This window comes from Pseudoalteromonas sp. MM1, from assembly GCF_030296835.1.
GTDB lineage: Bacteria > Pseudomonadota > Gammaproteobacteria > Enterobacterales > Alteromonadaceae > Pseudoalteromonas.
In genome coordinates, this window is the sequence record NZ_AP027922.1 from 611,569 (window position 1) to 633,922 (window position 22,354).

Sequence of the window (22,354 nt, forward strand, 5' to 3'; positions counted from 1 at the left end):
AGAGGCAGTTAATTAGATGTGGGGAAAAATACTCGGTTTTTGTTTTGGCTTTATGTTTGGCAAAATTTTTGGCGCCATTTTAGGTTTATACCTCGGCCATTTATTTGATAAAAGCCTAAAAAACGACTTTGATAAAGCCGGGGGCTTTTCAGGTTTGTTTAAAGGTGATGATGTAAACGAGCGCCAAGCGTTGTTTTTTTCGAGCTGCTTTGCGGTTATGGGGCATATTGCAAAGTCGAACGGTCGCGTAAGTGAGGTGCATATAAAAGCGGCAAGTATGTTTATGGATGAAATGGGGCTAAAGGGCGATGAGCGCCGCGAAGCTCAGCATGCATTTCAATCAGGTAAAGATAGCGACTTTTCGATTAAAGAAACAGTGCATGACTTTAAAGAACGCTTTGCAAAACGTTACGACTTACTGCAACTGTTTTTAGAAATTCAAATTCAAATGGCGTTTTCTGATGGTGTGCTCGCCGAGCAAGAAAAACAGCTGTTACAAGAGGTAAGTAAGCAATTAGGTATTTCTAAAACCCATTTTGCTTTTATTCTTAAGCGCTACCAAGCTGAATTTAGTTTTAGACAGCAGCAACAACAGCATAGGCAGCAGCAAGGTCAAAGTAGCAGTTACCGTGAAGGGTCTGGCCATCATGTGCCCCCTAATAACAGCATGAACCGTTCACAAGCCTTGGCTTTATTAGGGTTAAATAGTGATGCAACGCAACGAGACATTAAAGTAGCGTATCGTAAATTAATGGCGCAGCATCACCCTGATAAATTAGTATCTCAAGGGCTGCCTAAACACATGATGGAAGTGGCGGTTAAAAAAAGCCAAGACATACAAGCAGCTTACGAGTATTTAAAAAAGGCGGCGTAAAAAGCCGTCTATTTCTTTGCTTAAACGTGCATGTTGCTCTGGCGCATCACGCAGGCCAAACAGTTGGCGCTGGCGGTAATCAAATTTAGCATTACGATTTACCCAGCGCTGACGGTTTTTTAGGCTCATAAGTATATCGGTATTATCATTTGCATAGTAAATATCAAGTAACGCTGGGGTAACCAGTGATGTGGTTTGGCTTAAACTTTCATTACGCTGTGTATTGGGTAAATAACTGCTTAAGCTAATAAATGCATTAATTTGCGAGTCTGGAAAATCTGCATAGTACTCCATTAACACACCCGCACTGGCTCCTTGGGCTATCACTACAATATTATTAGGCTCGCTCATAGCACGTTGATAAAGTGCCTCATAACGCAATATTAAGTTAGTTTTATAGTTGTTAAGCACCGCATTACTTACCGAGTCAATTGCATTTACATAGTGCGGCTCAGTATTGGGCTTTGGTGCTTCTGACTCGCTATTTTTTTGCTCAGTTTGCTCTTGCGCCGCGTTTTGTTGCGCTTCGCTAGGGGCTTGCATATCGCTGGCTTGCCAATCTATGTCAGGCACTGTCATCGCGTAAGTGGTATAACCTAAATTATTCAGCTCCTTTCGAAGATAGCTCATGCCAGTGTTATTACTTGGAGTTGAGTTCCAATCGGGTATAAGTAACGCAACCCCTCTAAAGTCGCGGCTCATATACTCGCTGTAAAGGCTTAAAAACTCGGTATCACCAGCAAGTATTGGCTTTATTTCATCATTTGGTAAGAAACGTTTTATATCAGTGTTTTCTATTGTCGACAGGGCGGGCGGCGAAATATGATCAATTGCATTACTAGGGCTGCCAATTAACAACCCACAAGCCAGCAGTAGGTTAACTAATACGGGTTTTAAAAATCGCGCTAATATCATCACAAGCTCTAATAAATACCATTACTTAGCTATCGGCGCGAAGGATAAAAAGTTTAGTTAAAAATCAGGCTCGGCTTCAAAAGTAAGCACTTGCTCGCTCACAGGGTGCTTTAGTTGAAGCATTTGAGCATGCAGTTGTAAACGCGGTGCAGCTGCAAGCGCCTCTTTGTGGGCATAGAGCCTGTCACCTAAAATAGGATGACCAAGGCTTAACATATGTACACGTAATTGGTGGGATCGCCCTGTAATGGGTGTTAGCTCCACGCGGGTAGCAAATGCTTCGCGCGTGAGTATTTTGTAATGCGTAAGCGATGGTTTGCCATTTTCATGATCAACCATTTGTTTAGGGCGGTTAGGCCAATCGCAAATAAGCGGTAAATCTACAGAGCCATTTTCTTCAAGCTGCCCATAAACACGCGCAATATAACGCTTTGCTGTTTCGCGTTCTTGAAATTGCATACTTAAATGCCTATGCGCTGCTTTATTCATGGCCAAACACAGTATGCCTGAGGTTGCCATATCTAAGCGGTGCACTATTTTAGCTGTAGGAAAAACACGGTTAACGCGGCTAATTAAGCTATCGGCATGTTTTGGATCTTTACCTGGGACGGTTAAAAGTTCGCTGGGCTTATTAACGATGAGCAAGTCGTCATCTTGATACAGTATTGTTAAATACGGACTCATTGGGGGATTGTAGTTAACTAACACGGCCGACCTCAGTAATTTTGCAGGGCGCTATTTTAGTGGAGCGAGCGCAAAGCCTCAAGGGAAAAGGTAAAAGTTTAATTGCATGCTTTTTAATCTGGTGTAAAATTACACCAACCTAAAGTTATGGGAACATATTATGGCAAGGCAAAGTATTTCACTTACTGAACAAAATGATTTATGGCTACGTAATCACGTTGAAAACATAGGTGATTATGCTAATAAAAGTGAATTGGTGAACGATTTAATTCGCCGTGCAAGAAGGGCTGAAGCTATAAACAGTAAGCTTGCTCACTCAGAAAAAAGCGATTTTAACGCTCAATCTGCCGATCAAATGTTAGTAGAATTTAAAGCAAGCATTAAGTAGTGCGCACATTTAAGCTTTCAAACGATGCCAAAGAGGATTTACGTCGCATTTATCAATATGACTGTCACGCATTTTCACAACAGCAAGCGGATAATTATTTTTATAGTTTCTTCTCTATGTTTGAAAAACTAGCAGCAAATCCTTATTCATACCAATCAGTTGATCATATACGCACAGGCTATCGACGTGCCGTTTGTGGCTCGGACAGCATTTATTACAGAATTACAGAAACTGATGTTGAAATAATGGCTATATTAGGTGGCCAAGATACAGATGAGTGGTTCTAGAGGTGAATGTAAAAAGCACGGCCTGTAAACCGTGCTTTTAAAATTGTAGTTTAGCTACACCTGATCTAACGACTGACAGCTATAAACTGAAAGCTCAAAAAAACCTTAGTGCGAAACCACAATTAAACGTATTGCATCAAGCTTTAACTGGGCTTTTTGAATATGCGTTGTCAGCTCGCTGCGCTGCTTATCGAAGAAGGTAATTTCTTCTTGGCGAATATTAGGATTAATTTGCTTAAGCGCTTCAAGGCGGGCTTGTTCTTCGCCTAGGGTGCTTTGCATTTTTTCAAGAGATGCACTGCGTATAACCTCAAGCTGCTGCTGCGCCATGTCTTTTGCGGTGTTGATCATTGGATGAACCGCACCTTGTAAAGCACCTGCTAATTTACTTGCTGTTTGGCGACCAACGGCTGAAAGCTGCTGGTTAAAGCTATCAAACGCTACATTTTCACCTAGGTTATTACTGGCTTTATCAAGCAATATGCGAATAGGCGTTGGTGGTAAAAAGCGTCCTACTTGCAGGGCTTTTGGTGCCATAGCTTCGGCTACAAAAATCAGCTCAACAAAAAAGGTGCCTGGCGGCAATTTTTTGTTTTTAAGCAAAGCAACCGATGCACTACCAAAGTCATCATCACAAATCATGTCCATCGTGCCTTGCACCATAGGATGATCCCAGCTAATAAAATGCACGTCTTCTTGCGAAAGAGCAGTATCGCGGTCAAAGGTAACCGTCATGCCATCTTCTTTTAAGCTTGGGAACGAAGCACTTAGCATATGCTCTGTTGGCTTTAAAATAATGGTGTTTTCGCCTTTGTCTTCTTGGCTTACACCAAACGTGTCGAATACGTTGATCATATAACTTGGTAACTCAAATTGGTTATCAAGTGCTTCGATATCTTCAACCAGCGAGTCGGCAGCGCCTTGGCCAGATGAATGTAGCTCTAATAGACGGTCACGGCCACTTTCCATTTGCTTGCGCAACACGGCATTTTGCTTGGCTACTTGCTCAAGTAGTGGGTCGAGCTCTTCTTCATCACAATTATGTGCAGCAATGTACTCAAGTAAGTCTTCGCTAAACTCTTTATACAATAGTTGGCCGGTAGTTGATGTGCTCTCAAACGCATCAAGGCCTTCGTTGTACCAACGAAGTAATACTTCTTGCGCGGTGTTTTCAAAATACGGCACATGAATATTTACATCTTGCGTTTGACCAATGCGGTCTAATCGACCGATACGTTGCTCAAGTAAGTCAGGGTTTAGTGGTAGATCAAATAACACTAAATGATGCGAAAACTGGAAGTTACGACCTTCTGAACCAATCTCTGAACACAGCAGTATTTGTGCGTTGTCGTATTCATCAGCAAAAAATGCTGCTGCGCGGTCACGCTCAATAATCGACATGCCCTCGTGGAACACAGAGGCTTTTATTGCTTCACGCTCACGCAAAATTTGTTCAAGGCTAATCGCAGTTTCGGCTTTGGCACAAATAAGCAGTACTTTTTCGTGCTTTAGGGTTTTAAGTGTGTTGATTAACCAATCTACACGTGGGTCAAATGCGCCCCAGCTTGCACTTTCACCTTCAAACTCTTGAAAGATTTTTTCAGGGAATAGCGCGCGTTGTGCACTTAGCTCTGCACTTTGTATACCGCTCATGCTGCCAAGCACCGACATAGCTGTTTTGTACTGCTTTGGCAGTGCCATAGGGTAAGCATGTAATTTACGGCTAGGGTAGCCATCAATTCCGCTGCGGCTGTTTCTAAACAAAATACGGCCTGTGCCGTGGCGATCAAGCAGCATGTTAAGTATTTCTTTACGGGCCGGTAAATCACCTTGCTGCGCTTTTTCAAGCACATCGGTAATATCGGTCTCTTTTAATAGCTCAATGAGTGTGGCTTTGGCTGTATCATCAAGGGCTTGCGCTTGCAGCAGCTGATTTGCCGCTTCGGCAACGTCTTTGTAGTTAGCTTCTTCTTCTTTGAATACGTCGTAGTCGTAAAACCTATCTGGGTCGAGCAATTGTAAGCGGGCAAAGTGACTACGATGACCAAGTTGATCTGGCGTTGCAGTTAATAAAATAAGCCCCGGAATATCTTGGCTAAGTTCGGCCATACGCTGATATTCGGTGCTCGGCTTACCATTGTTAATACTTAGGTGGTGCGCTTCATCAACAACTAATAAGTCCCAATCAGCCAATGTTGCTTGTTCAAACCAACGTTTTTTCTTGGTTAAAAACTCAAGGCTGGTAAGTACCAGTTGCTCGGTATCAAACACGTTTGGTGAGTCGGCAAAGGCTTCGTCGCAACGCTCTTCATCAAAAATAGAAAAACGTAAATTAAAGCGGCGTAGCATTTCTACTAACCATTGGTGTTGTAGGTTTTCTGGCACCACAATAAGTACACGGCTAGCACGACCGCTAATTATTTGTTGGTGTAAAATCATACCTGCTTCAATGGTTTTACCAAGGCCTACTTCATCTGAAAGCAGTACACGTGGAGCAAAACGTTTACCTACTTCTTGTGCAATGTAAAGCTGGTGCGGGATAAGGTTAGCGCGCTGACCAATCAAACCCTTAATAGGCGATTGCTGGCGCTGGAATTGGTGTTGCCATGTTTGGTAACGCAAAGTGTAGCGATCGAAACGATCTACTTGGCCCGCAAATAAACGATCTTGCGGTTTATTAAACTTAATAAAATGATCTAGAAAGGTTTCTTTTAGCTTTGCTTGCTCGCCGGTATCGATACGTGTACCTACGTAGCAAAGTAGTTCACCTTGCACTTCGATAGACTCTACTTCTAATTCCCATTCTTCAACGCTTTTGATCACATCACCTGGATTAAATGCCACACGGGTAACCGGTGCTTCTGCTGTAGAATAAACACGGTTTTCACCACTGGCAGGAAATAAAATGCTGACCTGACGGCCTTCAATGGCAACTACGGTGCCTAATCCTAAATCTGACTCTGTATCACTGATCCAACGCTGACCTAAGGAAAAATTCATGTATGTCTCGTCTATGAAGAAAAAGGCGGCTATGTTACCTGTTACATAACACCACTGCAAGGCGCTATTTGACTCACTTTTAATTAATTTTATAAGTGCGAATTAATCCCATTAACAGTGCTAACAAATGGCTCTTTTTTAGGTAAATAAAAACTATATTGTGTTTGTAATAAAACGGACTTTTATGACAAATAGACTAAACTTAGATTATGCCTTAGCAATTAAGTATTGCAGGTTTAAATTTAGGCCCGTTTTACTTAGTTATTTTGGTATAGCATAAAAATCATAAAACGTAAGGAAAGTGCTATGGAAAAAGCTTCGAACCTTGAAAGTAAAATGTATGTGCTAGACACCAATGTGTTACTCCACGAACCCCTCGCTTATTTGTCTTTCCAAGAGCATCATGTTGTCATCCCAATGACCGTTTTAGAAGAACTTGACCACATTAAAGATAGAAAACACGATGTAAGCCGCGATGCACGAGTGGCTATTCGCGGCCTAGATGAAGTACTAAAAGATGCGACTCCTGAGCAAATGTTGCAGGGGGTTGCACTGCCGAGCAATAAAAAAGCAAATGCTAATTCAACCGGTACGCTCATTATTGTTAATGACCACCTTTTTGCAGATTCTATTTCTGGATTACCGGGGGATGAAAACGACCACCGCATTATTAACTGCGCCGTGTATTTACAAAAACAGCACAGCGATTCAAAAATAGTATTGGTGACAAAAGATATAAACATGCGCCTTAAAGCGAAAGGCGCAGGCCTAAAATATGTTGAAGATTACCGTACCGACCAACTCATTGACGATATAGCGCTTTTAACCAGTGGTTATAAAAAAATAGAGGGCGATTTTTGGCAGCACGTAGGGCAATGCGAAACACAGCAGCATGGCCGTGATACGTTTCATTATGTAGCAAAAAACTTAATTCCAGATGTATTTTGCAATGAGTACATACTTGATGGCAGCGAGCACTTTGCTGCGCGGGTAAAATCGTACGATAACGAGCGTATTAAATTAAAAGATATTAGTGTTGAGCGTTTAATGCACCAGCAAGCATGGGGTGTTAAACCTAAAAATGTTTATCAAGGTATGGCACTTGATGCTTTATTAGACCCAAGTATTGAGTTGGTTATTTTAACCGGCCCAGCTGGGTGTGGTAAAACGTTGCTAGCGCTTGCTAGTGCACTTGAAATGGTGATTGAACGCGGTATTTACGACAAGGTTATAGTAACGCGTAATACGCCTGAAATAGCCGAGTCTATTGGTTTTTTGCCCGGTACCGAAGAAGAAAAAATGGCACCGTGGTTAGCGGCAATTACCGACACCTTAGAGGTGCTACACAAAGGAGATGAAAACCCAATTTCGAGCCGTAATTACATAATGGAAAAAGCCAATATACAGTTTAAGTCGGTAAACTTTATGCGTGGGCGTAGTATTCAAAATGCAGTGGTTATTTTGGATGAGAGCCAAAACTTAACGGCGTCTCAGCTTAAAACCATTATTACCCGCTGTGGTGAGGGAACAAAACTAATTTGTAGCGGTAATTTAGCACAAATAGATAGCAACTATTTAACCCCCGTTACTTCAGGTCTTACTTATATTGTTGAGCGTTTTAAAGACTTTGAAGGCAGTGCAACAGTTAATTTAAACGGGGTAGTGCGCAGCCGTTTAGCCTCCTTTGCAGAAGAAAATTTATAACTTGCGCAGAACAATTTGGCTCGATAGTCTAGTGGCTGACTATCGGGCCAAAACTTAGGCAAAACGTTGAAATTTTTACCTCTAAAAGACTATTACCGCTCTTTATTTGTAGCATTATTTGTTCCCTTATTTGTGGCATTTTTACTGTGTTTGCATTTGTATAATATAAAAGTTGATCGTGCCATAGAAAAACGCCAAGCCGATTTTGAGCAAGTATCGGCTCAAGTTAGCCATATAATGAGCTCGGTAAATGACTTTTTCGACAATGCCTTTACATCATATCAACAGCCTAGTGCTGAACAATTTAACCGTAACTTACTTGAAGGTATAAATCAGTACGATAATTACTACTACCGCCACTTTAGTCAGCGCCGAGGCGAAATAGTCGGTAAAGGGCAGTTTGCTTTTTCTAACCGTGCGTTGATTCAGTGGCAGCAAGCTACAAGCTTAAGCCCAACTTTTAATACCGCGTTATCACTTATGCAATCGTTATCGGCCGTTGCCTATGTTGATGACGCGGGGTTTGCGTATGTTGTAAGACGCAACAAAAGTCAAAGCACCATGCTTAGTAAAATTTTAAATGGCCGTTTTAAGCCTACATTTGCACCTGGCCAGCTTACTTCCAGCCCCATAGTAAAAATACACGACAGTGCCTACTTTGCCATTGGTCGCAAAAAACAGCCAAATTCGTCCGACTATATAATTTTAATATACGATTTAGAAGCCATGTCTAGCTGGCTTAAAAAGGTAGCTCCAAGCGAGGGTGAGTATGTGTTTATGAACCAATCGCATCAGGTGATAGCCAGCTCTGTTAAGCAGTTAAACGAAGCAACAGCCTTAAAAGATTATTGGCCTGAATTAACTCATGACGATAAAAAAATAAACTTAGCGAATAACACAGATGCACAGTTTTTTATGCAAGCCATGGGGAACTTGCCTATTCATGCGGCGTTTTATGAACCGCAAATAAATATGATCACGCCAATTAGGTATGAGGTATTTTTGGAATTTGTGTTTTTAACGTTATTTTTAAGCTTAATGTTTGCCGTATTTTTTTGGTTAAGCCAACGTATTTTTGTGAGACCAATGACCCATTTAATGCAGTATTTTGAGCAAAATGATGGCCCTAATGAAACACTTTCAAGTTACCCGATCCCATTAAATTGGCAGCCTTGGTTTTCTCGCGTTAAATATGTTTTTGATAAAAATGCGCAGTTAGTTGAGTCATTACAAGAGGCTAATAAAGAACTCGATGAGCAGCTACAGCTACAATCACAAAAGCTAAAACGCAGCTACGAAGCAAAAGAGCGACACTTAGCGCTATTAAATACGATGCTAAATAGTGTGCCTGATCTGATTTATTTTAAAAATATTGATGGCTCTTTTTTAGGGTGTAACAAAGCATTTGAAGCCTATGTAGGCAAAGAACAAGCAACCCTAGTCGGCAAGCGTATTGAAGACTTAGACAGTGACGATTTACAGTTAAGCCTGCTTGAAAAACAAGTGCTGCAAACCAAAAGTAGTATTGAACAACGCATAGATAGCACCGATAAATCGTATCAATTAACCATTGCCCCATTTTATAACGAGCACCAGCATTTATTAGGTACTATGGGGATTGGAAGAGACATTACTGAGCAGCAGCAAACCCTATCGGCGTTAAAATCGTCAGAATCTAAATTTAGAAGCGCGATAGAGTTTGCAGCAAACAGTGTGTTGCTACTCTCGCTTGAGCATACCATATTGCAAGTTAACAAAGCGGCTCGTAAGTTATTTTCACAGCAAGATATTTTAACTGGTGAACCGCTTAAAAAGCTGTTTGATGAGGCGCAGTGGCAAGAAATAAAAAAAACGCTTTGTCACTTACTAGATGATAAAAAACGGGTTTATCATTTAACGCTCTCACAAGGAAAATTAACAAGTTGGCTACAGCTGAGTGTGTCGCTGGTGTGGGATGAAAACCGAGACCCTTCTTACTATGTTATTCATATTCAAGATGTGAGCGCGCTCACTAAAGCAAAGCATGACGCAGAGCGTGCAACAATAGCTAAAAGCCGCTTTATTGCTAATTTAAGTCATGAGATCCGCACGCCGCTTAACGCAGTACTCGGTTTGTTAGACATGATAGTAGAGCAAGGCTTAACAAATAAGCAGCTGCAACAAACAAAGCAGGCTAAAAACGCAGCGCAAAGCTTATTGCTAATGCTAAACAGAATGCTTGACTTTGCTCGCGTAGAAAGTGCGCAAGCACAAATAAAACCGGTGCCTTTTTGTTTAGTTGAACTGATTGATATTTGCGAGAGCTTAACGGCGCCGTTATGCCAAAACAAAGGATTAAGCTTTAATATTGAAATAGACCCTTTAATTAACCCTGTGATTATTGGTGATTCAATACGATTGCAACAAATACTAGGTAACTTACTTACCAATGCCGTTAAGTTTACTAATAAAGGCAGTATTACCTTAAAAATGGTGCTTGATGAAAATGACGTTTTAGATCAGCAACGTATTTGTTTTCACGTGATCGACACAGGGGTAGGTATTGCCAAAGCTGACCAACGACGACTATTTGATGCGTTTACTCAAGGGGACGAATCCTCTACGCGTATTCATCAAGGGGTCGGGCTTGGACTTGCTATAGTTAAACATGGTGTCGCCTTAATGGGGGGCGAAATTGCCATTAATAGCGACAAAGGCCGTGGATGTGAGTTTTACTTTACTCTAGCGCTTGCGGTAGATACGGCTAAGAGTAGTGTATTTATTCCTAGTACGTTAGCCATTGTGAGCGAAGACACTGTACAGCTAAACGAAGTCGTTAATGCTTACTCACAAGTGGCAGCTATTGACTTAGAAGAGGCGCTACGCTACCCAATAAAGCTTGCTGATGCAAAGCAACTGATTATTGATGAAACCACATTGAACGATTTATTAAGTGTTGAATCTATACACGAAACACTCAGTGCCAGCTCATTCCCTGTAGTGGTAATTAATCATGAGCACACTTTAGCATTGCCTTGTACTACGCAAATTAACGTACAGCATATTAAAGCAACGGCCTTGGCGCAGCGATTAATTAGTTTAAATGCTAATGTCGATGATAAGCACTCTAAAGCTGCTGAAAATAATGGAGAAGTAAAAAAAGATATATCGGGTCTACTTATTATGGCGGTTGATGATAACCCGCTCAATTTAGACATTATTAGCAGTGTACTAAAGCAAGCCCATGTTAATGTAATAACAGTCACTAATGCCCCAGATGCAATAGAGCTGCTACAAATATTAAAGCCAGATCTAATATTGATGGACGTGCAAATGCCGCATATTGATGGGTGCCAAGCAACGCAATTGATTCGCCAACAGTTTGACGCGCGCCAACTGCCTATTTTTGCTTTAACAGCACATTGTGAACCTGCAGATGTTGAGCGCTCACTTAATAGCGGCATGAACAAGCATTTAACCAAACCTGTGGTTGCAGCTGTACTATTAGATGCAATTAGAGACGTAGACTTTATAAAACCTAAGTTTTATGACCAAAACTTTGCGCTCACCCAGTTTAATTTTGATGAAAATTTACTAGCAACTATGGTTGGAAAGTTTGCTAAGTTGTGTGAAACCCAGTTAGAACAAATTGAAGAAAATACCCAGCGAGATGAAGTGGTACGCTTAGTGCATAGTATTAAAGGCGTGGCGGGTAATTTAGGTTTTATCAGGCTTTCACTGTGTGCAAAACAATGTGAAACGCACCTTAAAACTACTAACGAGCCGCTTCAACAAACTTTAAAAGAACTAATCATACAACTAAAACAAGTGATTATTTTTATAGAAACCTTAGGGGGACGGGATGCCGAAAAGAGCTAAAATACTGATTGTAGATGATGATCCCCTTAACCGGCTGGTGCTTGAAAAAACGCTGGGTACGGAGCATGACGTATATTTAGTTGAAAGCGGCGAAAAAGCACTCACCTTTATTAAATCTAACCAAGTAGATTTAATTATTTTAGATGTGGTGATGCCAGGCATTGATGGCTACGAAGTGCTTGTGCAACTTAAAGAAAACCCTATTACGCAGTCTATTCCTATTGTGTTTATATCGGCTAATAATAGCCATACTGATGAAGCAAAAGGCCTTGAGTTAGGCGCAATGGATTACATAACTAAACCCTTTAATGCTTCCATAGTAAAAGTGAGAGTGCGCAACCAATTACTGATCAAGCAAAAAAATGATTTGCTTGAAATGCTTGCCTCAATAGATGGTTTAACAGAGATACCCAACAGGCGTTATTTAGATGAAAATCTCTCTCGTGAATGGCGTAGAAGTAAACGCAATGGCTCGTGTTTGTCGGTTTTATTAATGGATATAGACCACTTTAAGCGTTACAACGATTGCTATGGCCACCGAGCAGGGGATGAATGTTTAAAGCAGGTTGCACAGGCGTTAGCAGCGCAATGTGAGCGTAGTACTGACTTTATTGCCCGCTACGGAGGAGAAGAGTTTGCAGCGGTATTACCCGATGTTAATAAACAACAGGCATTAGCATTTGCACAAAAGCTAAGGCAAGCGGTAAACAACTTAAATATAGAGCACAAAGCTTCTTTAAATGCAGAACACATAACAATTAGTATTGGTATTGCTAGTATGGAAAATGGCAATGCAAGTGCTGAGCAGGCCTTACTTGAGCAAGCCGATTTAGGGCTGTATGCCGCAAAAGATGCTGGGCGCGATCAAGTGGTTGCGCTTAACTTATAGTGCGCTTTATTTACACTTAAGCGTTATTTTAATCGGCCCCACACGGTTAACGCTATGACAGAGCGGGGCAATTTACGCTACTGAGCTACTATTTAGTGATCATGCCCAGTGCGCTTTCACCAATACCCACCAATTTATCGTTTTTAAATATTAATGGCGTACATTCATCTTTTGTTGTTTTGCCATCAGAGTGAATACTGTGAGTCATGTAAAACAGTACCTGGTAAACATCATCGTCTTTTTTTAATAGTTCGGTAAAGCTCGGCGTTTTTAGTTGTGCTAAAACAGATTGATAGCTGCTATCCATTGTTAAATCTGCAATCGCTTCGCGGTTTTTTTTATGCTGATGTTGCCAGCTTGATGAGTCGTTACCTGCCCAATGCGTTTCTGCTTCGCCATCTGATACGGCAATAACACAACCGGTTAAAAATGGAGTGATAAGTGCAGCAGCTAAAAGTGATTTTTTCATTGTTAAATCCTTGATGAGTTTTAATACCAATCCGCAATAATACTTAATCATTTTTAGGAGCTAAACGTGTTGCTATCTGCGTTAAAAAATTCTCATTTACGACTGCATGGATGCAGAAGGTAGAGCAATGCAGGAGCAATTGCCGAGAACAACTAAATAGCGAATTTTTTGCCTAGCTATCAACACGTTTACCTGTCCTCAAAATAGATCACTTCATTAAGTGGATTGGTATAATTTAATTATTTACTCATTAAAGGCAAGTAATAGGCCAATATAACAAAACTATAAAATTCAAACAGTTAAGTTTGTATGGCTATTTTTAAATGATGAATTATAAAAATCATTAGTAAAAACAGCCACTTTTTAGTTTTTTTAACGATTAGGCTAATCTTGGTTAATTTAGAATAGCCAAAATACGTTACACCAAGCGGTTACGAGATTCACTATTAGTAAAGGCTGCTATATTTAAGCTCACCTCATTAATTAAGCGTACGATTGACTCTGTGCTGGCCCATGCAATGTGTGGTGTAAGAAGCAAGTTTTCGCCTGTGTAATTTGCCAGTGGGTTAGTCTGCTCTGCCGGCTCTTTTGTTAGTACATCAACGCCTGCTCCAGCAATTAAATTTTGTTCAAGAGCTGTTACTAGGTCAGCCTCGTTTATAATGCCACCGCGGGCGGTATTAATAATAATACTGCTAGGTTTCATCATTTTTAGCTCATCTAACGAAATTAAATCACGAGTTTCATCAGTAAGCGGGCAGTGCACGCTAATTATATCAGCGGTTTTTAATACCTCTTCAAAAGGTGTACGGCCTTCTCTACAAGGGGCGCCTTTTCGCTCTGCAACCACTACATTTGCGCCAAATGCTTGCGCGACTGCAGCCACACCATTACCTAGCGTACCACCACCTATAATGGCAAATGTTTTACCTTGTAAATCATTAAAGCTGTAATCTAATCTGCAAAACATGTCGCTTTTTTGCCAAGCGCCTTGCTGGCAGTCGCGCTGATAGCGATGTGTATTACCTAATAAATTAGTCACTAATGAAAATGTGTGTTGTACAACCGAAGGGGTTGAGTAGCCTGCTACGTTGGTAACGGCAATGCCAAACTCTTGTGCAGCGTTTAAGTCAACATTATTGGTGCCTGTTGCGCTTACGCAAATAAGCTTGAGAGTTTTAAGCTGGCTAATGGTGTCACGATTTAATACCACCTTATTGGTAATAAGCACATCAGCGCCTTGGCTGTGTTTTACAACTTGTTCTGGTGATGTGAGCTCATAGGTGGTTAGCTCACCTAATTCTTCAATACAGGTTAAAGATGTTTTAGCTAAAGTGGCGTTATCGAGAATAGTGATTTTCATCGTGTGTCCTATCAATATACGTACAATAAAATTGCGAGAGGAGCTAAGGTACTACGAAAAAATCCCTTTGTTAATGCTATTACTACCAAATGATTAGTGCAAAAAGTCAGATTGCTGATAAAAGTTTAAATTGGCTGGTCTGCCCACTCAAATATAAATAACATGATATTTTAGCGGGCTATATCTTTGGGGCCTGTTTATTTTTTGAGATTGAACTCACTTTCCTCTGAAAGGTCAACAAGCTTTATTAACGTTGATAAAACTAAAAAACAATGCACCAACCCCTTTTTGCGTGGTCATAGACTAAAGTGGTTCGCAAATAAGCATAACCAAATGGCTATTTCTTATTTAAGAGTGGCTGAGTTATAATCAAAATTATATATAAACGGTACGTTTTGCGTGCCGTTTTTTAACATTGTAGATGCAGTAATGAGTGAATTAGAAGATAAATACGCAGACATAAGACCTTACAACGACGATGAAGTTGCGGCTTCGCTAGCACGCTTAATTAACGATAATGCGTTTATAGATGTAATAGCAAAGTACAACTTACCGCGCTTTATATCGGCTATGCCTTTTATAGCTCGCGCAGTGGTGAGAAGCCAGCTACGAAAAAAATGGGGTAAATTTACAAGCGTTGAAGATGTACAAAATGAAGTGGCTGAGTATTTAGATAAACTTATAAAACGCACTACCTCAAAAGTTAGCTTTTCGGGATTAGATAAACTTGATCCACAGCAGGCGTATTTATTTATATCTAACCACCGCGACATAGTACTAGACCCCGCACTTGTTAATTGGGGGTTGTATCAACATAAAATGAAGACGGTGCGTATAGCAATTGGTGATAATTTATTGCAAATACCCTATATAACCGAGCTGATGCGTTTAAATAAAAGCTTTATCGTTAAGCGTTCAGCCAAAGCACCTAAAGAGATGCTTAAAGCACTTACGCAGTTGTCATCGTATATTTATGACTCGCTAACAGCAGGAAATTCTATTTGGATTGCGCAAAAAGAGGGGCGTGCAAAAGACGGTTTTGATCAAACAGATCCGGCGCTTTTAAAAATGCTGCAACTAAACGGACGAAAACAAAAGAAAGAGTTTGGCGAGTACATAAAAGAGTTAAAAATTGTCCCTGTGTCTATTTCTTACCAGTATGAGCCTTGTGCTATTTCTAAAGCCAAAGAGCTTTACCATAAGCAACAGCACGGTGAGTACGTTAAATCAGCAGGCGAAGACATAGCAAGTATTGTTGAGGGATTTAGCTCTGCTAAAGGGCACGTACACTTAGCTTTTGGAGAGCCGGTTGAAAGCGGCTGTGATGATGCTGATGAGTTGGCGCAAACAATTGATAAGCACATTGTTGAGTCTTTTTACTTACACCCAGGTAATTACATTGCCGGTGGTTGTAAGCAAGCAGTAATAGATGAGCCCGATACCGCCACCTTTGAGCAGCGTTTAGCCTTGGTGCCAGATGAGCTAAAGCCACTTGTTTTAGCCATGTATGCAAAGCCATTTCAACGCAAAGCTGAAATCACAAACAAAGCATGCGAGGAAAGCCATTAGGCAGCTCCCTTGGTGTAAAAAGCAGCGTAAACGCTGCTTTTTTTTTGTGCATAAATAACGCTATACTCATACTAAGCAATTAATCTATTTAGGGGGCGCAATGCAACAAATTGAAATATTTGATATTCCAAGCCCCTGTAAAAGTATTTGCCAAGTAAATAACCGAGGCTATTGCAAAGGCTGTTACCGAAGCCGAGATGAGCGCTTTAATTGGAATGCGTTAAGTAATGCGCAAAAAAAGAAAGTACTTAGCTTGTGCCAACAACGTTACAAGCGGTATTTACAAAAGCGCCAAGCAGCGCAATCACAAGGGACTTTAGATAAACAGCAAGGCTTTGAATTTTAAACCTTGTTGTACTTGTTAGGGTTTTAAATTGTATTTTGCGCGCAATGCGCGGCTAGTGCCGTTATCGTGTAGTTTATTCAAAGTATCCAATAGTTTACTTACCAAAGCTGCGTGCTTTTTATGTACATAGTGATAGAGTGAAAACGTACTTAGCAGCTGGGTTTGCATACACGTCTCTGGTAGAGAAAAGTTATCGGCTTTAAGCACAAAGTCAAGCATAATTGCACCATCAACTTTATGCTGGGCTAGTAGGTTAAGTTGGGTTGTAATATTTTTTACCTCAATAATATTGCCGCTAAACTTATGCTCGTTTAAGTAATGGTGTTGAACCGGGTAACCTGACAAAACAGCAACATTGTTGAGTTTATCAAGCGTAGTAGGTTGGCAGTTTTTAAACAGTAAAAGCTTATAGTCAAACAGAGGGTAGTTAATTCTGATCAGGTTTTTATTGTTCGCTTCTATGCTTATATCGCGCCCAAGTTGCCCATCTAACACTCCGTTATTAGCCGCTAATAGCGCATTTTGGCGATTAAAATCAATTATGTGTACTTCATAATTAAGTTCTTTATAGGCCAACGTGAGTAAAGCGAGCGCATAGCTTGCTTGAGCTGAGTCGGCAGGGCGGTTAAATATAACGCTATTGTGATTGGCGAGTGCAATTTTACTAAAAAATAAAACGACTAATAAAAACAAAGCATTGAGCTGTATCTGCAAGGTTACTTCCGTTTAAAATGGGGATAGTGAAAATGAACGCAGCGAATAATAACAAAATAGTCTGGTTTTTGCCCATATTTGTTGCTTTTTAAACAGTAAATGGGTTCGAATATACGTATAATAAATGCGGATAACTAACCGTACTTAGGAGTGGTTGTGAGTTTTAATTTATGTGCTTTACCCCGAGAGCAAAAATATCAAATTCAATTAGATTACGAAGCCTCATTTTGGGCTTATCAAATTAAACGTAATAAAAAAACACGTGAGCAGGTTTATAACACGATTCATAGCCGTCCAGTGGCAGAGCAAACGTATTTAAAGCAACAGTTTGAGCAGTATTTGGCGTTAATGCTAAGCTAATATATGTACACAGTACAAAAGTTAGACACACTTAAGATTCCTTTAGTTAATAAGTTTTATGCACTGTATAGCGTTAGGGGACGTGCTAATAAGCAAGATCAGGTTTGGGTTGTTTACAACGAAATGCAGATAGTTGCAGCGTGCCGGATACAAAGTAAGCACGATTTTTTATTTTTATCGACCGTGTTTGTTAACCCGCAGCACCGTAAAAAAGGGCTGGCAAAGCAACTTTTAGGCGCCGCTATAAAACAGCAAACTAAACCGCTTTACACCTTTGCTTATAAAAATATTACAGCTTTATATACGAGTCTTGGTTTTAACCAGATATTAACATATACTCCTGGTTTAAAAGCACTTTTTGATATATACACGCATCGAAATATAGTTGCACTCGAATACCTATAACAAAAACAACGGATCAAGCCATGAGTAAAGGCGTTCATTGGATCATTAGTTGCTTTATAGCTTTAATCGCTATATTTAGTTGCCAAGTTGGCGCACAAGTTAAGCGTTTATCTCCTAGTGAAGGCCTCTCGCAAAGCTATGTGAACACGATGCTGCTTGATAATAACGGTTACCTATGGCTCTCAACTGAAGGGGGATTAAACCGCTATGATGGCTACCAAGTAGTTGCAATTAATGGCCCTAATGGCGAGCTTGAAGAAGCCATAATTGATTGTATTTACCAAGACCCCGCAGGCAATATTTGGATAGCATCGTTACTAGCCGGCTTATTCAAATACGATCCAAGTACCGACACCTACCAGCAATTTATTTCTCAGCCTACCAGCGAAAAACAAATTTTAAGCCAGTCGGTATTTAGTATGGCAGCGGTTGATGACAAAACCTTATGGATTGGACGTGGTCGCGACTTTGCTAAATTAGATATTGAAACCGGTAAAATAACCAGCTTATTTGAGCTGCCAAAAGAATACGAAAATACCTTAGTCAGAGAGCTTTTTCATTACAATGGGTATATTTTTATCGGCACTAGCCATGGTGCGTTTGTGTTTGATATTGCCTCTGAGCAAATTAGAGAGCTGCAACATTTAAAAAGCAAAGCTGAGCATATTTATCAAAACAACGTTAAATCGTTTTCGGTAATTGAAAATAATCAGTTGTTAGTCGGCACTGTAAAGGGCTTGTATCAGGTTGATATTAGCGACTTGCCTGGCATGTTTGAGCGCCCCGACTTGGCGTTTAAAAACCAAGCTGTTATTGCCGATTTAAATGTGTGGCGCATCATCAACGAAGGTGAAAAGCTAGATCTGGCGACTAATAAGGGGCTTTTTGAGTTTGACTTAAATACTAAAGAGTTAGTAAAAAACACCCGTATTACGCAAAGTAAATACAGTTTATCTGATACCAGTATGATAGACATGGTGAAAGATAAATCGGGCGGGTATTGGCTCGCTACTAAAACCGATGGTGCATTTTATCTGTCTAATAATACCTATCACTTTAGCAACATAGATGGCAGTAAACTGGGCGGCGATGGCCTTTCTCATCCTTCTGTTTGGGGTATTACAGAGTACGGTAACAGCCTATGGCTAGCAACACACAATGGCTTAACTGAAATTGATTTAGCCACTAACACCAGCCAGGTTTACTTAAAAGACTATAAAGTAGACTTACTCACTACCGAATTTAGCGTGTACGAAATTATTCCTTACAAACAAAAGCTTTGGTTACATACAAACCGAGGCTTGTTTGAGTTTAACCCCATAACACACCAAATTAATGAACCAACAATAACAAACCCCAATAATAGAGCCTTCATAGAAGGCTGGGTTCATGGCGTAACCTTAATGCCTAATGGTGACTTGTATTATGTGCACTCAGATCACGGTATGTTTGTATATAATATTGATGCTCAGCAGCTCACCCGATTAGAAGGTGCTTTTAGCACAATAGAGCCATTTTTGGCGCATGGCTTTTCGCCAGCATTGGCAACTAAGCCTAATATGCCCCTGTTTTTTAACGCGGGTATTTTATACCAAGTAAACCCAACCACATTGGCATTAAACAGCATTTACAAAGTGCCAAAGCAGCACGATAACGTGGCTATTAATGTGCTTTCTTACGTGGTAGATAACAACAATATTTTATGGATATCGCTCTCTAATTTTGGGTTGATAGGCCTTGATGCAGCCAGTTACAAGTTAGTACACACCATTGATTTAGAAAAAAATAAGCTAGGTACTTTACTTTACAACATGGTGCTGGATGATGATGGCATGATTTGGATGAGTAGCCATAAAGGTATATGGCGGTTAAACCCAGAAACACTTCATTTTCAGCAGTTTACTACATCTGAGGGGCTACTTTCGGCTGAATTTAACAGCAGTGCCATGGCCCACTTACGTGATGGCCGAATTGCCTATGGCAGCTTAAAGGGCGTTACATATTTTCACCCAATGGAAAATCAAAATTATTATTCATTAATTGACCATGTAAATATAACTCGGGTTGATTTAATGTCGCGCGACTTATCCATCGATTTAAAACAGCCGTTAAATGAAATCGTGCTCAATCATGATGATATAGGTTTAGAGGTCGCATTTTCGGCGATGGCGTTTAGCTATCAAGAGCGCATAATTTATGAGTACCAGCTTGATAACGGCCAAAAAACCTATACCCGTAATAATAATCGGGTGTTATTCCCTAAATTAAACCCAGGTAATTATCAGCTCAAAGTATGGGCTAAAGATCCGTTAACCGGCAAGTACACACCACCTGCAGTGCTAAAAATTCGGGTTAAGTATCCACTGTGGCGAGCGCCTTATTTTATGGTGCTTTACGGCGTTTTGTTTATCGCATTTATTGCTTTTTGGGTAATGCGCCGCAACAAAATTCAGCGCATATTACTGGCCGCAAATAAAGAAAGTAAAGACAGTGAAGCGCGATTAAAACTAGCCTTAGAGGGTAGTGAGTCGGGTATGTGGGATTGGCAGTCTACATCGAGTAGTATTTACCAACCACGCTTATGTAATGAGCTTGGGTATGATCAAGAAAGTGTGAGTTTAGATGATTACCTAGCTAAAATTCACCCGCAAGATAAAGCGCTTTTCAGATTAGAATGGTTAGAGTTTTTATCAACCGATAAAGGCTACTTTAATTGTACGTATCGTTTACGCCATGCCAAAGGCTATTGGCGTTGGTATAAAGACTTTGGCAAAGTGGTGGAATGGAGCGGACAACTTCCTAAAAAAGTAGCGGGTACTTACACCAATATGACCCGCGAAATGGTGTTTGAAGAACATGCTCGTTTATTTACCGCTGCATTTGAGCAAACCCGCGATTGGGTATTTATTCTTGATAAAAACTTTACGGTTCGCGCCTCTAACAAATCGTTGCAAACGGCCTTTAACTTTCCTAGTGAACCACGCTCCAGCCGCGCCCTTAATTTAGGCATATCGCGAAGTAATCGCTTTGATTATTTACGGATAATGCAAAAGCTGAATGTGGGTGAGCATTTTTCCTGTGAAGACTTAGTCACCTTAGCCAGTGGTGAGCAGCGCCATGTGTTAGTAAAAATAAGCGCAGTGGCCGACACTGAGCAGCGCTTAAGCAGTTACGTTATTATTTTAACCGACATTCATGCGCAAAAATTGGCTGAAAATGAGCTTCATATTTTAGCCAACTATGACTCATTAACTGGCTTGCCTAACCGTATGCTGTTTAACGATAGAGTTGAGCATGCTATTGAACAAGCACAAAATCATCAATGTAAAGTGGCCCTGCTGCATTTAAATATTAAGCGTTTTAAATACTTTAACGACTCATTTGGCCGAGAAGTGTCTGATGAACTAATAAAGCAAGTGGCTAAACGTATTAAACGCTCTTTGCGGCCCTCGGCAAGTGTTGCGCGCTTTGGTGGCGATGAATTTGTGGTGCTGGTTGAAGATGTACAACAAATTGAAGAAGTTTTACTTATTTGCTCTAAATTAATAGATTCTGTAAGCCAAAACATGGAATTTAATGGCCAGGTGATAAACGTTAATGTAAGCATTGGCGTTGCAATAGCACCTGATGACGCCGCAGATCATGCTGCGTTGTTAAAAGCTGCCAGTATAGCCTTGTACCATGCAAAAGAGTCCCTCGAAAGCAGTTATAAGTTTTATAAGCAGGAGATGAACCAGCATGTACAAAAAGCTTTGCATTTAGAGTCTTTGTTAACTAAGGCGTATCAAGAGCAAGAATTTTGCAATTACTACCAACCTATAGTGAATGCGCACACTCAACAAACTGAAGGTTTTGAAGTGTTGTTGCGCTGGCCAGAAAACACTTTAGTGCCTACACAAGAGTTTTCTTTAGCGGCTGAGAGCATAGGGTTAATTACAAAAATTATGCTACAAACCCTTGCCCGAGCGTTGCAAGAGCTTAAACAATGGCGCGAGATTTCGCCTCAGCTGTACTTGTCGATAAACCTCTCTGCACTTGATTTTGAATACGAAGAGCTTGTAACCGACATACATAAAGCGCTGAGCCACGCTAATGTGCCCTCAGAAGCCATCGTGTTTGAAATCACCGAGTCTATTTTAATGCGCGACTCTAAACATGCGCTGCACAGTATGGAAATGCTGAAAAAGCTTGGCTGTAAACTGTACATGGATGACTTTGGAACAGGCTATGCTTCGTTAACGTATTTAAAGCGCTTCCCTATCGATGTACTAAAAATAGATAGAAGCTTTGTGCAAGATATTGGCGTGGACACGGATGATGAAGCCATTATTCAATCAACACTTACCTTAGCTCATAGCTTAGGTAAAGAGTGTGTGGCTGAGGGCATTGAAAACAAACAACAGTTGCAGTTTTTAAAGCAGCTAGGGTGTAAGCATTTTCAGGGGTATTTATTTAGTAAGCCAGTACCTATAGAAGCTGTGCCCACACTGATCAAACAAGATTGGGCCGCCTTATTTAACACTCAATAA

Annotated in this window: 17 protein-coding genes; 11 read left to right on the top strand and 6 right to left on the bottom strand. The window is 40.5% G+C overall.

What is annotated here, in order from left to right:
- Window positions 1–16: 16 nt before the first annotated feature.
- Window positions 17–874, top strand: a complete 858-nt coding sequence (djlA, locus tag QUE46_RS02680) for a co-chaperone DjlA (protein WP_286246106.1) — start codon at window positions 17–19, stop codon at window positions 872–874.
- Here the strand turns inward: djlA and QUE46_RS02685 are convergent.
- On the bottom strand, window positions 857–1,789 hold the full coding sequence (locus tag QUE46_RS02685; protein ID WP_286247661.1) for a DUF3530 family protein: 933 nt from the start codon (window positions 1,787–1,789) through the stop codon (window positions 857–859). The genes djlA and QUE46_RS02685 overlap by 18 nt on opposite strands.
- A gap of 57 nt (window positions 1,790–1,846) precedes the next feature.
- Complete coding sequence (gene rluA, locus QUE46_RS02690) at window positions 1,847–2,497, bottom strand: bifunctional tRNA pseudouridine(32) synthase/23S rRNA pseudouridine(746) synthase RluA (protein ID WP_286246107.1); 651 nt, start codon at window positions 2,495–2,497, stop codon at window positions 1,847–1,849.
- A 136-nt stretch (window positions 2,498–2,633) separates the two neighbouring features.
- Here rluA and QUE46_RS02695 point away from each other — a divergent pair, with 136 nt between their 5' ends.
- Together QUE46_RS02695 and QUE46_RS02700 are read left to right on the top strand one after the other, a co-directional pair.
- The gene (locus QUE46_RS02695) at window positions 2,634–2,861 is read left to right on the top strand and encodes a CopG family transcriptional regulator (protein WP_286246108.1); all 228 of its coding nucleotides are present in this window, start codon (window positions 2,634–2,636) and stop codon (window positions 2,859–2,861) included.
- A complete protein-coding gene (locus tag QUE46_RS02700; protein WP_055018590.1) occupies window positions 2,861–3,148 on the top strand; it encodes a type II toxin-antitoxin system RelE/ParE family toxin in 288 nt (95 codons plus the stop codon). The genes QUE46_RS02695 and QUE46_RS02700 overlap by 1 nt, the downstream gene beginning before the upstream one ends.
- A 105-nt stretch (window positions 3,149–3,253) precedes the next feature.
- Here QUE46_RS02700 and rapA read toward each other — a convergent pair whose 3' ends face one another.
- The gene (rapA, locus tag QUE46_RS02705; protein ID WP_286246109.1) at window positions 3,254–6,148 is read right to left on the bottom strand and encodes an RNA polymerase-associated protein RapA; all 2,895 of its coding nucleotides are present in this window, start codon (window positions 6,146–6,148) and stop codon (window positions 3,254–3,256) included.
- A 306-nt stretch (window positions 6,149–6,454) separates the two neighbouring features.
- Between rapA and QUE46_RS02710 the strand changes: the two genes are divergently transcribed.
- The 3 genes from QUE46_RS02710 (at window position 6,455) to QUE46_RS02720 (ending at window position 12,599) form a co-directional block, all read left to right on the top strand.
- Window positions 6,455–7,852 carry a PhoH family protein gene (locus QUE46_RS02710; RefSeq protein ID WP_286246111.1) on the top strand — a complete coding sequence of 466 codons (1,398 nt, stop codon included), beginning with the start codon at window positions 6,455–6,457 and terminating at the stop codon, window positions 7,850–7,852.
- Between the two features lie 66 nt (window positions 7,853–7,918).
- Window positions 7,919–11,710 (top strand): PAS domain-containing hybrid sensor histidine kinase/response regulator, encoded by a 3,792-nt coding sequence (locus QUE46_RS02715; protein ID WP_286246112.1) that lies wholly within the window; start codon window positions 7,919–7,921, stop codon window positions 11,708–11,710.
- On the top strand, window positions 11,694–12,599 hold the full coding sequence (locus QUE46_RS02720; protein WP_286246113.1) for a diguanylate cyclase: 906 nt from the start codon (window positions 11,694–11,696) through the stop codon (window positions 12,597–12,599). Before QUE46_RS02715 ends, QUE46_RS02720 begins: the two co-directional genes overlap by 17 nt.
- A gap of 88 nt (window positions 12,600–12,687) precedes the next feature.
- Here QUE46_RS02720 and QUE46_RS02725 read toward each other — a convergent pair whose 3' ends face one another.
- Window positions 12,688–13,068, bottom strand: a complete 381-nt coding sequence (locus QUE46_RS02725) for a DUF3192 domain-containing protein (RefSeq protein ID WP_286246114.1) — start codon at window positions 13,066–13,068, stop codon at window positions 12,688–12,690.
- Between the two features lie 418 nt (window positions 13,069–13,486).
- Window positions 13,487–14,431, bottom strand: coding sequence for a D-2-hydroxyacid dehydrogenase (locus QUE46_RS02730; RefSeq protein ID WP_286246115.1), 945 nt, complete (start codon window positions 14,429–14,431; stop codon window positions 13,487–13,489).
- 429 nt (window positions 14,432–14,860) lie between these two features.
- Here QUE46_RS02730 and QUE46_RS02735 point away from each other — a divergent pair, with 429 nt between their 5' ends.
- The gene (locus QUE46_RS02735; protein WP_286246116.1) at window positions 14,861–16,000 is read left to right on the top strand and encodes a 1-acyl-sn-glycerol-3-phosphate acyltransferase; all 1,140 of its coding nucleotides are present in this window, start codon (window positions 14,861–14,863) and stop codon (window positions 15,998–16,000) included.
- Window positions 16,001–16,100: 100 nt separating this feature from the next.
- The gene (locus QUE46_RS02740; RefSeq protein WP_286246117.1) at window positions 16,101–16,346 is read left to right on the top strand and encodes a DUF1289 domain-containing protein; all 246 of its coding nucleotides are present in this window, start codon (window positions 16,101–16,103) and stop codon (window positions 16,344–16,346) included.
- A gap of 15 nt (window positions 16,347–16,361) precedes the next feature.
- On the opposite strand, the gene QUE46_RS02745 is transcribed toward QUE46_RS02740, so the two are convergent.
- Complete coding sequence (locus tag QUE46_RS02745; RefSeq protein WP_286246118.1) at window positions 16,362–17,060, bottom strand: ABC transporter substrate-binding protein; 699 nt, start codon at window positions 17,058–17,060, stop codon at window positions 16,362–16,364.
- A 156-nt stretch (window positions 17,061–17,216) separates the two neighbouring features.
- On the opposite strand from QUE46_RS02745, the gene QUE46_RS02750 reads away from it, so the two are divergent.
- The 3 genes from QUE46_RS02750 to QUE46_RS02760 are packed head-to-tail and all read left to right on the top strand — an operon-like array spanning window position 17,217 to window position 22,354.
- Window positions 17,217–17,420: a DUF3283 family protein gene (locus tag QUE46_RS02750; RefSeq protein WP_286246119.1), complete on the top strand. Its 204-nt coding sequence runs from the start codon at window positions 17,217–17,219 to the stop codon at window positions 17,418–17,420.
- Between the two features lie 3 nt (window positions 17,421–17,423).
- Window positions 17,424–17,825: a GNAT family N-acetyltransferase gene (locus tag QUE46_RS02755; protein ID WP_286246120.1), complete on the top strand. Its 402-nt coding sequence runs from the start codon at window positions 17,424–17,426 to the stop codon at window positions 17,823–17,825.
- A 20-nt stretch (window positions 17,826–17,845) separates the two neighbouring features.
- Window positions 17,846–22,354 (top strand): EAL domain-containing protein, encoded by a 4,509-nt coding sequence (locus QUE46_RS02760; RefSeq protein ID WP_286246121.1) that lies wholly within the window; start codon window positions 17,846–17,848, stop codon window positions 22,352–22,354.

Coding starts and splice junctions, on each gene's coding strand:
- djlA (WP_286246106.1), top strand. CDS start 17: ATGTGGGGAAAAATACTCGGTTTTTGTTTTGGCTTTATGTTTGGCAAA.
- QUE46_RS02685 (WP_286247661.1), bottom strand. CDS start 1,789: ATGATATTAGCGCGATTTTTAAAACCCGTATTAGTTAACCTACTGCTG.
- QUE46_RS02695 (WP_286246108.1), top strand. CDS start 2,634: ATGGCAAGGCAAAGTATTTCACTTACTGAACAAAATGATTTATGGCTA.
- rapA (WP_286246109.1), bottom strand. CDS start 6,148: ATGAATTTTTCCTTAGGTCAGCGTTGGATCAGTGATACAGAGTCAGAT.
- QUE46_RS02710 (WP_286246111.1), top strand. CDS start 6,455: ATGGAAAAAGCTTCGAACCTTGAAAGTAAAATGTATGTGCTAGACACC.
- QUE46_RS02720 (WP_286246113.1), top strand. CDS start 11,694: ATGCCGAAAAGAGCTAAAATACTGATTGTAGATGATGATCCCCTTAAC.
- QUE46_RS02725 (WP_286246114.1), bottom strand. CDS start 13,068: ATGAAAAAATCACTTTTAGCTGCTGCACTTATCACTCCATTTTTAACC.
- QUE46_RS02730 (WP_286246115.1), bottom strand. CDS start 14,431: ATGAAAATCACTATTCTCGATAACGCCACTTTAGCTAAAACATCTTTA.
- QUE46_RS02735 (WP_286246116.1), top strand. CDS start 14,861: ATGAGTGAATTAGAAGATAAATACGCAGACATAAGACCTTACAACGAC.
- QUE46_RS02740 (WP_286246117.1), top strand. CDS start 16,101: ATGCAACAAATTGAAATATTTGATATTCCAAGCCCCTGTAAAAGTATT.
- QUE46_RS02755 (WP_286246120.1), top strand. CDS start 17,424: ATGTACACAGTACAAAAGTTAGACACACTTAAGATTCCTTTAGTTAAT.
- QUE46_RS02760 (WP_286246121.1), top strand. CDS start 17,846: ATGAGTAAAGGCGTTCATTGGATCATTAGTTGCTTTATAGCTTTAATC.